Origin of the sequence: Halomicrococcus pelagicus, from assembly GCF_051917725.1 — an archaeon.
Classification (GTDB): Archaea; Halobacteriota; Halobacteria; order Halobacteriales; family Haladaptataceae; genus Halomicrococcus.
The window spans coordinates 322,353-335,323 of record NZ_JBQBLX010000003.1; the positions used below are offsets into that span (position 1 = coordinate 322,353).

At 67.0% G+C, this 12,971-nt stretch carries 14 protein-coding genes and 1 tRNA gene; 8 read left to right on the forward strand and 7 right to left on the reverse strand.

What is annotated here, in order from left to right; genetic code table 11:
- Positions 1 to 80: 80 nt before the first annotated feature.
- The 3 genes from ACTF4R_RS10875 to ACTF4R_RS10885 all read left to right on the forward strand — a co-directional run bounded on the left by ACTF4R_RS10875 (position 81) and on the right by ACTF4R_RS10885 (position 4,488).
- Complete coding sequence (locus ACTF4R_RS10875; RefSeq protein WP_440007854.1) at positions 81 to 2,021, forward strand: PGF-CTERM sorting domain-containing protein; 1,941 nt, start codon at positions 81 to 83, stop codon at positions 2,019 to 2,021.
- A 255-nt stretch (positions 2,022 to 2,276) separates the two neighbouring features.
- On the forward strand, positions 2,277 to 2,606 hold the full coding sequence (locus tag ACTF4R_RS10880) for a hypothetical protein (protein ID WP_440007855.1): 330 nt from the start codon (positions 2,277 to 2,279) through the stop codon (positions 2,604 to 2,606).
- 79 nt (positions 2,607 to 2,685) lie between these two features.
- On the forward strand, positions 2,686 to 4,488 hold the full coding sequence (locus tag ACTF4R_RS10885; RefSeq protein WP_440007856.1) for a site-2 protease family protein: 1,803 nt from the start codon (positions 2,686 to 2,688) through the stop codon (positions 4,486 to 4,488).
- Here the strand turns inward: ACTF4R_RS10885 and ACTF4R_RS10890 are convergent, their stop codons facing one another.
- Positions 4,489 to 5,004, reverse strand: coding sequence for a PadR family transcriptional regulator (locus ACTF4R_RS10890; protein ID WP_440007857.1), 516 nt, complete (start codon positions 5,002 to 5,004; stop codon positions 4,489 to 4,491).
- Between the two features lie 262 nt (positions 5,005 to 5,266).
- Here ACTF4R_RS10890 and ACTF4R_RS10895 point away from each other — a divergent pair, with 262 nt between their 5' ends.
- Positions 5,267 to 5,716: a DUF7575 domain-containing protein gene (locus ACTF4R_RS10895; RefSeq protein ID WP_433625389.1), complete on the forward strand. Its 450-nt coding sequence runs from the start codon at positions 5,267 to 5,269 to the stop codon at positions 5,714 to 5,716.
- Here the strand turns inward: ACTF4R_RS10895 and ACTF4R_RS10900 are convergent.
- On the reverse strand, positions 5,703 to 6,914 hold the full coding sequence (locus ACTF4R_RS10900) for a 3-dehydroquinate synthase II (RefSeq protein WP_440007858.1): 1,212 nt from the start codon (positions 6,912 to 6,914) through the stop codon (positions 5,703 to 5,705). The genes ACTF4R_RS10895 and ACTF4R_RS10900 overlap by 14 nt on opposite strands.
- Before the next feature lie 97 nt (positions 6,915 to 7,011).
- Entirely contained in the window at positions 7,012 to 7,353 is a 342-nt protein-coding gene (locus ACTF4R_RS10905; RefSeq protein WP_440007859.1) for a DUF7573 domain-containing protein, read from the reverse strand.
- A 72-nt stretch (positions 7,354 to 7,425) separates the two neighbouring features.
- On the opposite strand from ACTF4R_RS10905, the gene ACTF4R_RS10910 reads away from it, so the two are divergent.
- Complete coding sequence (locus ACTF4R_RS10910) at positions 7,426 to 7,632, forward strand: DUF8024 family protein (protein ID WP_440007860.1); 207 nt, start codon at positions 7,426 to 7,428, stop codon at positions 7,630 to 7,632.
- Here the strand turns inward: ACTF4R_RS10910 and ACTF4R_RS10915 are convergent.
- The 3 genes from ACTF4R_RS10915 to ACTF4R_RS10925 form a co-directional block, all read right to left on the reverse strand.
- Positions 7,586 to 8,569, reverse strand: a complete 984-nt coding sequence (locus ACTF4R_RS10915) for a 5,10-methylenetetrahydromethanopterin reductase (protein WP_440007861.1) — start codon at positions 8,567 to 8,569, stop codon at positions 7,586 to 7,588. The two genes, ACTF4R_RS10910 and ACTF4R_RS10915, sit on opposite strands and share 47 nt — an antisense overlap.
- Positions 8,556 to 9,317, reverse strand: a complete 762-nt coding sequence (locus tag ACTF4R_RS10920) for a coenzyme F420-0:L-glutamate ligase (protein ID WP_440007862.1) — start codon at positions 9,315 to 9,317, stop codon at positions 8,556 to 8,558. The genes ACTF4R_RS10915 and ACTF4R_RS10920 overlap by 14 nt, the downstream gene beginning before the upstream one ends.
- Positions 9,318 to 9,428: 111 nt before the next feature.
- Positions 9,429 to 9,926: a metallophosphoesterase family protein gene (locus tag ACTF4R_RS10925; RefSeq protein ID WP_440007863.1), complete on the reverse strand. Its 498-nt coding sequence runs from the start codon at positions 9,924 to 9,926 to the stop codon at positions 9,429 to 9,431.
- A gap of 194 nt (positions 9,927 to 10,120) precedes the next feature.
- On the opposite strand from ACTF4R_RS10925, the gene ACTF4R_RS10930 reads away from it, so the two are divergent.
- Positions 10,121 to 11,344 carry a putative manganese transporter gene (locus tag ACTF4R_RS10930; RefSeq protein WP_440007864.1) on the forward strand — a complete coding sequence of 408 codons (1,224 nt, stop codon included), beginning with the start codon at positions 10,121 to 10,123 and terminating at the stop codon, positions 11,342 to 11,344.
- A 103-nt stretch (positions 11,345 to 11,447) separates the two neighbouring features.
- On the opposite strand, the gene ACTF4R_RS10935 is transcribed toward ACTF4R_RS10930, so the two are convergent.
- Complete coding sequence (locus tag ACTF4R_RS10935; protein ID WP_433625411.1) at positions 11,448 to 11,582, reverse strand: hypothetical protein; 135 nt, start codon at positions 11,580 to 11,582, stop codon at positions 11,448 to 11,450.
- A 332-nt stretch (positions 11,583 to 11,914) separates the two neighbouring features.
- Here ACTF4R_RS10935 and ACTF4R_RS10940 point away from each other — a divergent pair.
- Together ACTF4R_RS10940 and ACTF4R_RS10945 are read left to right on the forward strand one after the other, a co-directional pair.
- A tRNA-Phe gene (locus ACTF4R_RS10940) sits at positions 11,915 to 11,988 on the forward strand.
- Positions 11,989 to 12,196: 208 nt separating this feature from the next.
- Positions 12,197 to 12,910, forward strand: a complete 714-nt coding sequence (locus tag ACTF4R_RS10945; protein ID WP_440007865.1) for a hypothetical protein — start codon at positions 12,197 to 12,199, stop codon at positions 12,908 to 12,910.
- Positions 12,911 to 12,971 lie beyond the last annotated feature (61 nt).

The following is a 12,971-nucleotide window of genomic DNA, read 5'->3' on the forward strand; positions in this document are numbered from 1 at the left end:
GGTAGGAAGAAACGCGATACCGTCTAGCAAATAACCGCAGTAACCAAAGAATTTTATCATAACACTTCTACGAGGTGTCTATGAGTCGGAGAAAAACAGTGTCCACTATCCTCGCGGTGATGCAGGTGCTGGTCCTGCTCATCGCACCGGTGGCAGCCACGGCGCCCACCGGACAGTCCATCGACGGTACAGCACTGCAGACGGAAGACGGCGAAGTCCGAACTGCAGACACCATCTACGTGCGCGAGAACGGCGACGCCGTGCTCGCCTACAACGAGTCCAGCACGTCGGAGGGAACCGGCCAGATCGGCGTGAACATGACGTCGGGTCTCGTTCACCTGCTGGTCGCCACGGAGACGGACTCCGCTTCCGGCGTGTCCGGCCAGGGGAACGTCGTCATGACGCCGGACAGCATCGCCGGCAACGGGTCGCTGGCCATGCCCCGGCCGGACACCCTGCAGAGCCTCTCGCTTTCGGCCTCCGGCGTCCAGAACGAGAAGCGGGCGAAGATGGACGCCACGCTGACGGCGACGATAGACCGGCGGGGGTCGGCCGCGGCGTTCTCGTCGGCGCACACCGACGGCCACGTCACGATGGACGCGAACAGCCTCAGCACGTCGGGAACGGCGACCGTGAAGACCGCCATGCCCATGGGCTCCGACACGTCCCTCAGCTACGCCATCGAGGAGACCGCGAACGGCTACGTGCTGGACGGCAAGCGTAGCGGAACCGTCCGCTCCTACCAGCGCGACGAGTGGAGTTCCCGCTCAGCGGCCAAAGCCCACCTGCGTTCGCAGTACGCCCGGGCCGCCGAGAACATCGGCGGGTCGGCCCAGGTCACCATCGACCACTACGACTACAGCGAGGACGGCGAGTCCGCCACCGTCGACGTGGAGTACACCGTCCAGTACTCGGGCGTCAAGGACGGCGTCGCCCGGGCACTGACCCAGCAACTCGCCCAGTCCAGCGAGGTCGACCTGAGCCAGTCGGAAGCCCGCACCGTCGCGTCGAAGGTCAAGAAGCTCGAAATCGACCACGTCCGGTTCGCGATGTCCCAGCGGGAGAACGAGATGAACGTCGAATGGGACGCGAAGGTCGAGAACTACGACGGCGCGCTGTTCGCCGCGCTCGAAATCGCCAAGAACGTCGACAGCGAGCAGTCGGGGCTGCAGAAGAAAGACGTCCAGCGCCTGAAGAAGACCCTGCAGGCCCAGCAGTCCGCGAACCTCCAGCAGAAGGTCACGTGGACGGCCGACCTGTCCTCGACCGGGTCCGGAACGGCGGCCGTCGACGCCGAAGTCCACTACCGGACGCAGAACTGGGACGCGTACGTGAGCGCGCTGAAGGAGAAAGGCGTCACGGTCGGCTCGTCGTCGTTCGAGATGACGGCGAACTCCGACGGTGACGAGGTGACCGCGGAGGCGTCGTTCGAACTGAACCAGCAGAAGATGATTTCGCGCGCCGTCGACTCGGCCGCGACGTCGCTCGACCCCACCGCGGACGGTCAGACGATGCGGCTCCTGAAGGCCTTCCAGAACAGCGAGTTCAAGAAGGCCAAGATGAGCGCCAACGTGAAGAAGGGGACGGTGACCGTCGAGGCAGGCGCGAAGTTCGACAACATCTCCGCCATGCGCGACGCGTTCGCCGGTCGCTACGGCGGCGCCGAAATCGCCGCCATCGCGGGACGGTCGAACGAGGACACGTCGACGACCTACGTCTACGTGAAAGACCTCGTCGGCGAGAACGCGACGAAGTCGGACGTGAAAGCGCTCGCCGTGGCGAACGACGACACCGAGGTCCTCATGCCCGGCGAGTGGGACCGCGAGTTCCCCTCGATGGACCAGAAGAGCGTCGCCGGATATCTCGGCGTCCAGTACCAGAGCGAGAGCGGAAACGGTAACAACGCGACCGACGGGAACACGACCGCGACGACCACGTCGACCGACGGTCAGCCCGGGTTCGGTCTCGCCGTCACGCTCGCCGCGCTCGCCGGCGTCGCACTGCTCGTTCGCCGCGACTGAGCGTTCGAACCCCGATTTTTCGCGCTATTTCGCGTTCGACGACCGACGTCGATAGCGACCTCGTCGGCGTCGAAATCCGGAGAGAGACGAGAACCGACGCGAGCAGTGTCGAACCGCCGGCAGAGTTAACATATGCGAGAGACATGATTCGATTACCGTCCTCCTAACAACTGCATAATAAAGTGGTTGACAGCAGAACTGGGAGGCGCATGGTCTTGCTGGCAGTCGCGTCAGCAATTCAATGGTGATACTACAATGGCCCTGATCGAACTCAATCTGGAGAAGCCGGCACTGAAACGAACCGAACGCGGCGAATCGAACGAGTCGAGCGAGCCGTCCGTCCCCGAAGAGAGCACGGCCACCGACGCCGTCGACGTGACCGAAGAGGTCGAGTCGGAGGTCGACGAGTCCGAGGTCGACGAGTCCGAGGAGAGCGGCGGCAGCGTCATCGGGAAACTCGTCCGTCGCGTCGTTGTCCTCGGCGGTCTCGTCGCGGGCGCCTTCGCTCTCAAGAAGTTCCGCGGTCGCAAGGGTGGCGACGCCGAGCAGCAGGAAATCGAAGAAGACTGGCAGACTGCCGAGTAACCCCCGCTCGTCCGTTCACTGAATTCTTTTCCGGCCCGTTCCCCAACGCCTTTGAGCGGCGCGAACCTTCGTTCGACCGATGACTACGCTCGTGTGGGTGCTCGTCGGACTGGTGGTCTACTGGGGTGCCCTCATCGCGCTCCGGACCAACGGCGTGTTGCCCTCCTATATCGGCACGCAGGGGCCGATACTGACAGTCCACACTCAACGTGGCAAGCAACTGCTGGAACGTCTCGCCCGCCCGAAACGGCTCTGGCGGGCGTGGGGGAACTTCGGTCTCGGTATCGCGCTCGTCGTGATGGCGAGCGTCTTTCTCCTGCTCGTGGTGCAGGCAGTCGCCGTGCTACAGAACCCGCCGCAGCCGACGGCGGTCACCCAGCCGCGGAACGTGCTCGTCATACCGGGCGTGAACGACTTCCTGCCGCTGTCGGTCGCGCCGGAGATACTGCTCGGGCTACTGGTCGGTCTCGTCGTTCACGAGGGGGGCCACGGCCTGTTCTGCCGCGTCGAGGACATCGAGATCGAGTCGATGGGACTGGCACTGCTCGCGTTCCTCCCCATCGGCGCGTTCGTCGAACCTGACGAGGAGAACCGCCGCGATGCGGACCGGGGGAGCCAGAGCCGGATGTTCGCCGCGGGCGTGACGAACAACTTCGCCGTCACGCTCCTCGCGTTCGCACTACTGTTCGGTCCCGTGGTCGGCGCTATCGGGGTCGCACCCGGTGCCGCCGTCGGCGGCGTGTTCCCGAACTCGGCGGCCGACGACGCCGACGTCCAGCGTGGCGACCGCATCGTCGCCGTCAACGGGACGAACGTGACGAGCAACGCCGACCTCGAGGACGCGCTGGCGGAGGTCGACAGCCGGACCGTCTCGGTCACGGTCGACGACGGCGAGCGGACGCAGAAGAAGGTCATCGAGCGGTCGCTGCTGATCACGGGGATGGTCGAGACCTCGCCGTTCGCGACGTTCGGGACGAACCGGACGATAACCGCGGTCAACGGCACCGACGTTCACACCGGGGAGGAACTGAACCGGGCGCTCTCGAACCGCACCGTGGCCACCCTTCGCATCGCGAACGGGACGACCGTGACCGGACCGATCGGCGCGCTGTCGACGGTCCAGAAGGACGGGGCGCTGGCGAACGACACGTCGCTGACCCCGGGCGACGACGTCGTCGTCACGGCAATCGACAGCGAGCGGGTCGCCAACCGGAGCGACCTGACGACCGTGCTCGACGGCTACCGGCCGGGTCAGACGGTCGACGTCGAGGCGTACGTCGTCGAGGACGGGAGCTACCGCCGGGCGAACTACACGGTGGAACTCGGCGGCAGCGGCGAGGACGCGCTGGTCGGCATCCGCGTCGCCCCGGGCGTCTCCGGCGTCACGACCAGTAGCTTCGGGACGAGGCTCTACCCCGCCTCGACGTTCGAGACGCTGCTCGGCGGCGGGTCCCTCTCGGAGTTCGGTGGCGGGGGCGGTCCGGTGGCGTCGTTCCTGATGGGCGTCGCCGGGACGCTGCTGCTGCCGTTCGCCAACCTCTCGACCCCGCTCGGATACAACTTCGCCGGCTTCGTCGCCTGGAACAGCAACTTCTTCCTGGTCGAGGGGCCGCTCGCGGCGCTCGACGGGGGCGTCTTCCTGCTTGCGAACGCGCTGTTCTGGACCGGCTGGATAAACCTCAACCTCGGCTTCTTCAACTGCATCCCGGCGTTCCCGCTCGACGGGGGACACATCCTCCGGATGAGCGCCGAGGCGGTCGTCTCCCGGCTCCCGACCAGCCAGCCCCGGCAGGTGACGACGGCCATCACGACGGCCGTGGGGCTGGTGATGCTGACCAGTCTCGTGCTGATGCTGTTCGGGCCGCGCCTGCTGGCAGGCTAGCTACTCCTCGACGCCCATTCGCTCGTAGAACTCCTCGGGGGTGTCGGGGATGCGCTCGAACTCGTCGAAGTCGCGCTCGTGGTGACGAATCATCTGCTCGACGATCCACGAGCTGAAGGTCTCGTCGAACTGCCACTCGTCCTCCGGACAGTCCACCTCGAACCGCTCGTCGGTCGCGAACGCGACGTAGACGTGGTAGAATCCCAGGATGACGTCGGCGAACTCGCGGGCCTTCTCCCCGCTCTCTCGCCGCTTCTCCGTCAGTTCGTCGGCCCCCTCGTCGGTCAGTTCGAAGTACTTGCGGTCGGGTTCGTCCTCGCGCTCGATGCGCTCGGCCCAGCCCTTCTCCTCGAACTTGTAGAGGATAGGGTAGACGGAGCCGTACGACGGCTCCCAGTGCCCGCCGCTTATGTCCTGTATCTCCTTCAGGATCTCGTAGCCGTACCTCGGTTTCTCGTCCAGAAGTTCGAGCACCAGGTACGATATCAGGCCTCTCGGCGGGCCACTCTTCCGCATCGAGTGGGGATTTAAGTCGTGATTTTGAAAGGGTTTCGGTCGTGGCGGTTCGCTGCCGGTTAATACCAACGGCGTCACACGTCGAACGCGACGCGGCGGGGGGACGGCGAGTCGCGGTGCCGTCGTCCGATAGACCCGCCGAACGTCCGCCCGAACGCCGTCGAACGACGCCGTCGTGGCCGCCTGGTCGAGGACGTCGAAATACCGGAGTGGCGGGAGCGGTAAGAAGCATTTAACTCGCAGGGGTCGCTAGCAGTCGACAGTGACCAACGCTCGGAAACGTCCGTGGCTGGCAGCCGTGTTCGCGTTCGTCTACCCCGGCCTGGGCCACGTCTACCTGCGCGAGTGGCTTCGTGCGCTCCTCTGGTTCGGCTTCGCCGTCACCACGGCGCTCGTGGTCATCCCGGAGTCGACCTTCCAGGCGGTGGAGTCCGGCGGAATGCAGGCGTATCTCGACGCGACCCGTGGCCTCGGTCTGAACGTCGTCCTCCCCATCCTCGCGGTCCAGGCGGTCAACATCGTCGACGCCTACTGGACCGCGAAGCAGGGTAACCGCTCGCTCGCCGCGGCCACGGGCGCGTCCGCCGACGCGGTGACGGCGAAGTGCCCGGAGTGCGGTCGCGAGGTGGACGAGGAACTGGACTTCTGTCAGTGGTGTACCGCGCGCCTCGACGAAGAGCCCTCGCCGAACGAGAGCTCTACTTCTCGATGATGCTCTCCTCGATCGCCTCGCCGAAGTGGCGAGCGCCCTGCTCGCGGTAGACGCGGAGTTCGTCTCCGACTTCGAGGTCCGTGACGGCGGTCCGGCCGTCCCGCGTGGCGACCTTGATGGTCTCCGCGTTCTGCAGCAGCGTCTCCACGCGGTCGCCGTCCTCGGTCTCGACCTCGATGCGGAACATCGGTCGTTTCTCTATCTTCACCCGTCCGACGACCGCCTCGCGGGTGTTGCCGTCCGTGTCGACGACCTGCACCTCGTCGCCGCTGGAGAGTTCGGCGAGGTACTTCGTCCCGCCGTCAGGCGTCCGGACGTAGGCGTGGACCGCGCCAGCGTTCACCCGGAACGGCCGGGAGGCGACGTACGGCGACTCCGCGGTTTCGGCGTGGACGAAAAAGAGACCGCGCGACATCGACCCGACCAGCATCCCCTCGTCGCCGTCCATCAGGTTCCCCGTGTCGACGCAGACGCGGTCGGCGCTTCCCGTGCGCTCGACGGTCCGAATCTCCGCCCACTCCAGGTCGAGCGTCTCGCGCTCGGCGTCGTCGCGGACCGCGACCGTGGCGCGAATCTCGTCCGGGTCGTCGCTGTCCAGCAGGACGGCGTCCGCGCCGATCTCCAGCGTCTCGAAGGCGGTCTTCGCCTCGTCGGCGCTGGTGACGCCGGCGACGAGTTCGGTCTCCTCGCCGATGCGCGCGATGAGGTTCTCCAGCGGGATGATGGTCCAGTCCTCGCCGACGACGACGGTGTACTCGGCGTCGTCGGCCGCCGCCTCCGCGAACGATTCGTACTCCTCGTCTTTGATGCGGACGTACGCGCCGTCCGCGCTGCCGCGCCGGAGCGTCGAGAGGTCGGCGGAACCGGAGAAGTCGGAGGGGAGGTCGACCGTTCCGTCGCCCTCGCCGTCCTTGCCGACGAACAGGGCGTCGGGGTCGGCGGAGCCGGATTCGGCGTCGCCTGCTTCGGCCTCGATGACGTCGACCTCGCCGTCGCCGTCCACGAACGCCGCGTCGTCGCCGCCGCTGCCGCGGAACGCCGCGACGTTCACGTCGCCCAGTTCACGGACGCGGGCCACGTCGCTCTCGTCCACGAGCACCCAGTCGACGCCCGCCTCCAGACCGGCGGTGATGCGTCGTCGTCGGGAATCCCAGTCGCCGACCTCGTCGTCGGCTTTCAGCCACACGGAGCGTGTCATACTTCCACCGTGGAATCGGGGTGGCTTCAACGTGGCGGATACCGCAACGCGTCGGCAAAATTCGCGGGACAATCGGACGGCGTCGACGTCCTTCCGACTACCAGTCCTTGCAGTCGGAACAGACCACGTCGTCGCCGTCGCGCCAGCGTCGCCGGACGGTCTCCCCGCAGCGCGCGCAGGCCGCCCCGTCGGGCGACCAGGCGAACGTCGTCGTCGCGGGGTCGGCGTCGACGGTCGCGGATTCGGCGTCGACGGTCGCGCTCTCGGAATCGAGCGACGCGGACGCCTCCTCGTCTGCGGGGTGGTCGGTCTCTCCGTCGGTCGTCGACCCCGCGTCCGTCGACGCGTCTCCCGACTCGTCGTCCCTCGGCCCGTCGTCTTCCGTCTCGTCGTCCGCGTCCGAGGCGGCGAAATCGGAGAGCGACGCGTCTCGTGACACGCGCGCTCCTACGTAGTCCCGGGTCGTAAGCGTGACGGAGAAAACAAGTACCCGGAACCCGGACGTCCGGGTATGGCAGGACTCGTGCAGAACGTCATCGATATGGTGAACCTGTTCGGCGACGTGGCGGCGACGGACCCCCTCTCGGCACTGTTGTTGCTCGTCGGCGCGATACTCGTCGGCTTCTCGATGCTCGTGTTCGGCTATCTCAGCGTCGGCGGCGTGTTCTCCGCTATCGTTCCCGATAGCCCCGGTCGAGCGCCTCGGCAGCGAGGCTGACCGCCGCCTCGCGGTCCGGCCCGAGCGGCGACCCGACGACGAAACTGTCGACGTGTTCGAGCACCGCGGCCATCCTGTCGGCCACCGTCTCGGGCGTCCCGGCGACGCAGAACGCCTCTATCATCGCGGGCGTCACGGCCTCGAACGCCGCCGAGAACTCGCCGGCCTCGATGTGCTCGCCGATGTCGGCGGCACGCTCTTGGTCCAGGTCGTGGCGGTCGAGCACTGGGTCCGGCGCGCCGCCGGCGATGAACGCGACCGGCGGTCGGGCGGCCTCGCGGGCGGCGTCGCCGTCCTCGGCAACGCTGACGCTGGCGAAGGCGGCGACGTCGAACGCGCCGCGCTCGTCGGGACGCTCGGCTAACCCCTCCTCGATGCGGTCGCCGGCCCACGCGAAGTCCCGGGGGTGGGCGGCGTTGACGAGCACGCCGTCTGCGTGTTTCGCACTCATCCGGAGCATGTGCGGTCCCTGCGCGCCGACGTACACCGGAATCTCGCCCACGTCGTAGTTCAGGGCCGCCTCGTTCGCGTCGAAAGTGCCGTCGTGGGTGACGCGCTCGCCGGCCCAGAGTCGCTTCCCCACTTTCATCGTCTCCAGCACGCGCCGCAGCGGGCGGTCGCGCTCGACGCCGAGGTTCCGGAGCGTCGAGCGGTCGCCCGCCCCGAGGCCGCAGACGGCGCGGCCGTCGCTGACCTCGTCGAGCGTGGCCACGCGCGAGGCTAGCGCGACCGGATGAGTCTCGTAGGGGTTTGCGACGCCCGGTCCCACGCGCACGGCGTCGGTCGCCGCCGCGACCCGCGAGAGGGCGAGAATCGGGTCGCGGTTGTTGTAGTGGCTGCTGGCGAAGACGGCGTCGAACCCCTCGCTCTCGGCGCGCGCGCCGAGGTCGGCGAGGTCGGCGACGGGAATCTCGGGCGTGAGTTCAATGCCCCTCAAACTCCCACCCCCTGAGCGCCTGCCGGACGAAGTCGCCGTCGACCGACCGGTAGAGTTCGTCGCTGCCCTCGTGGTTGCCGAACGTCCAGTCGCGAACGACCACCACTGGCAGGCCGTCGTCGCCCTCGCCCGTGACGAGGTTCGCCGCGGCCGCGAGTTCGTCGACGACGGACTCGACCGTCACTTCGAGTTCGTGGCCGTCGCGGTCCGCTTCGCCGCGCCAGTCGCGGCTCGCCGGCATCCCCGCCCAGCCGATGGCGACGCCGCGCTGACCGTGGCGGAACGGTCGTCCGCTGGTGTCGGTGACGACGACCGGCACGTCGACCGAGAGGCGGTCGCGGATGCGCTCGGCGCTCTCGTTCGGGCGCTCCGGGAGCAACAGGATGTCGGCGTCTCCGGTGTTCGAGCGGTCGATGCCGGCGTTGACGCCGACGTGGCCGAATCGCGTGGCGGTCAGCAGAAACGGTGCTTCCATGATGAGTTCCGTGCTCTCCTCCAGCACTGCCTGGGCGAACCGGGGGTCTTTCTCCTCGCCGGAGACGTCCGCGAGCCGACTCGCTATCTCCTCGGCCCGCGGACTCGGCGGGAACGACGAGAGGTCGGCCGTCCGGCCCTCCGCTTTCGAGACGACGGTGCTCGCGACGACCACGACGTCGCCGGGTTCGAGGTCGACCTGCGACTCGACGAGCGCCGCGAGGTCGTCGCCGGGTTCGACCTCCGGCAGTCCCGGTACCGGGAAGACGTTCATACCCCCCGTTGGTACGCGGGGCTAAAAACCCGCCCGAAACGCGCAAAGGTGGCGAGTTTCGCCGTCCGGGGAGACCGGCCCGCGTTCCGACGGGCGACGGCTCCGACCGGTTCACCCCTCGTGGGTCTGCACCGTCACCGCGCCGTCTTCGACGGTCGCGGTCATCATGGTCTCGCGGTCGGCGGGGGCCGCCCCGGTCGCGCTCCCCGGGTTCAGCAGGCGAACGCCGTCGACCCGCTCGTCCAGCGTCTCGTGAGTGTGACCGGACACGCCGACCGCCGCGTCGCCGGCCTCCCGCCGGACCGTCTCGGCGACGCGTTCGCGGTAACCGCGGGCCGGGCCGGTGCCGTGCGTGACGACGAAGGTGACGCCCGCGACGTCGAGGGTCGCTATCTCCGGCAGGTCGAGCGCGGCGGGGTCGGTGTTGCCCGCGACGGCCGTGAGGTCACCATCGGTGAGTTCCCGCACCGAGGCGAGGGCGTCCGCCGAGTCGAAATCGCCCGCGTGGACCACGTGGTCGGCCCGCCGGACCCGGGTGCGGACCCAGTCGGGAATTCGGCGAGCGCGCGAGGGGACGTGGGTGTCGCTGACGAGCGCGAGTCGGGTCATGGTCGTCGTTTCGGTGCGCCGGAAGATAAGCGTTCGAGGGACGTCGGTCGCGCGCGACCACAGCCAGACCGCGGTCCAACCGCACCAAAAGGCATAATGTCCTCAGCCACAAACCTACTTTTGATGCGTCTAAATCTAGGATTCGATAGCTCACTGCGGAATCTCGCCCGGCGACCGGGGCGAGGGTGGTTCGGATGAGCGGACTCGAAGAAGCGGGGGAGATTCTCTTCTTCTCCCTCCGGGACGGATTCGTTCAGGTCAGCGCCTTCGTCGCCGTCACGGTCCTCCTGTTCAGCTACGTCCAGTACCGGTCGGGCGGTCGGCTCATCGAGGCGCTGGAGAACAACCGGAAACTCCAGCCCATCGCAGGTGGCCTGCTGGGTCTGACCCCGGGCTGTGGTGGGGCCATCGTCGCGATGCCGCTCTACATCCGGGGATCGATCAGCTTCGGGACGGTCGTCGCCACGCTCGCGGCCACGGCCGGCGACTCGGCGTTCGTCATCCTCGCGCTCGCGCCGGAAGCCGCCCTCTACGCGTACTCGATGGCGTTCGTCGCCGGCGTCTCGTTCGGCTACATGATCGACTTCTGGGGGATGGGCGTGGGTCGCGTCGACCGGGCGGTCGAGAACATCAGTCGGCCCGTGACCGACGGAGGGTTCGCGACGACCAGCGTCGCCGACGGCGGGCCCAGCGTCCCGGAGTACGAACGGGGGCCGGCCCAGTGCGACTGCGATCCAGCGAGCGGCGACTCGGTCCTGCTCACGAGAGTCAGCCACCTGGCGCACGTCGCGTGGTGGGGGATGGCGGTCGCGGGTCTGGTCGCGGGCGTCGAGTACCTGCGCCGGGGTGCGCCCGAGGTCGCGCTGGAGTTCGCGCCGACGTTCGACGGCCTGTTCACCGTCGCCGGACTGGCCGGCACCGTCCTCTCCTTCTACCTCTACTTCGTCGGTCGCAGGTACATCGGGACGGGCGAGACGGGGCGGGTTCGGGAGTCGTTCGCGGACGCGTACGACACGTTCCAGCACGCGGCGATGGAGACGAGCATGGTCACCGTCTGGGTCATCGCCGCCTACCTCGCGTACGAGTACGGGATGGTCGTCTTCGCGCTCGACATCCACGCGCTCGCCGCCGCCGCCGGCGTGCTCGCTCCCCTGGCCGGCGCGGGGCTCGGGCTCGTTCCGGGCTGTGCGCCACAGATCGTCTTCGCCACCATCTACGCCAACGGCGACATCCCGTTCTCCGCGCTGGCGGCGAACGCCATCAGCCAGGACGGCGACGCGCTGTTCCCGCTAGTGGCTATCGACGCGAAGGCGGCCATCATCGCGTCCATCTACACGACGATTCCGGCCGTCGTCGTCGGCGTCGGGGTCTATCACTTCTGGCCGTACGCCAGGTTCGGGTTCGGCGTCCTCGGGTAGGACACCCGACCCGGCGACAGGGAGTCCTGACGGGGTCGACTCGCGTTCGGGGAGAATCGTGTCGGGGTGAGACCACCGGGACCGGCGTCGTTCGCAGCCGTGGTTACGCTTTCTCGGAGGCGTCCACCCAGCTGTCCGACCAGATCCAGGCGTCGCCGTTCTCCGTGTCGAACAGTTCGACGCCGCCGTCGACCTCGCGCTCGAGGCATTCACCCAGCCGTTTATTTTTCTCTTGCATCGTGGCTGAATCGCTGCGCTACATTGTGATAAGTTTTCTCCAAATTGTAGTTTTTATCAACATGTACGTTAAATGTACAGTGGGCGACAGATGGCTGACCCGACGCGACGGTCACTCCCGAACCTGAAGCGCCGCGCCGCAGTCCGGGCACCGCTCGTCGGCGACCGTCACCTGCGCGTCACACTCGGGACAGAACTCCAGGTAGCACGCGCGCTCTCCCATGCCACGTACTGGCACGGCGACGCGGAAAGGGTTTGCGACGGGGGTGTTGTTCCGGTTCCGGCGGCGCATTTCGAAATCCTTTTTTGTACCATCCGCCTCGTATCGAGTGCGCCGCCTTAGCTCAGACTGGGAGAGCACTCGACTGAAGATCGAGCTGTCCCCGGTTCAAATCCGGGAGGCGGCATACTTCTGTGGCCGACAACGCGAACGAGCGAAGCGAGTGAGCCGTCGGCCACGAATTTGTACCCGCATGGATTTGAACTAGACCGGAAGGGCGCAGCGGAGCGAGCACTTCCGGGCGTAGTTCGTAATCCGGGAGGCGGCATCCCTTTTCGCCCCGGAGATGTCGGAAATCGGAACAGATACGACAACAGGACGAAATCATCGAGCGAATGAACCTCGGTCGGTTTCGCCACTACACGGACTGGCACCACCACGTCAACGGGAGGGAGTACGACGCACCGGCGGACCCGTGGAAGTTACTGTCGGTGTCGCCCGACGACGTGACCTACTACAACGACGAACTGAGGCTCAACTGGGGACTCGGGAGAGTGCAGGGCGGCGACTGGGACGGGGAGGAGAACTGTCGTCCGTTTCGCGAGACGACGCTGTACCGGGGGCTCGAACAACGTTTCGAGGACGGACGCGACTGGGAGGAGACGGCGCTGTATCGGTGGGCAGAAGAGCAGTTCGAGAGCGGTGGGACGGTCCGGGGATACGAGAACCTGGCGGAGTTCCGGACCGTCAGATGCGAGTACATCGACGAGTTGTTCCGCAGAATCGACCGAGAGGGGTATCGACCGAACGAGGAAGCGGCACACGAGAAGGCTACCGACGACAACCCCTTCGAAGACGCCTACGCCAACCACCTGGAGCCGCTCGTGGTCATCGGACGGGACGGCGAGGTGTACTGGACGGAAGGCAATCACAGGTTCGCCATCGCGTCGATCCTGGACGTCGACGTGATTCCGGTGTACGTCCTCTGCAGACACGAGAACTGGCAAGCGGTCCGCGACCGACTGCACGGCACGCCACGCGAAGAACTCCCGTCAGAACTCGAAGCGTATCTCGGGCATCCAGACGTTCGGGATGTCCGTCCGGAGTAGACGTTCCGTTTCGTCGAAAGACGGACGTTCGTGACGGGAAGTACCCGGGAGGACGGTGTTC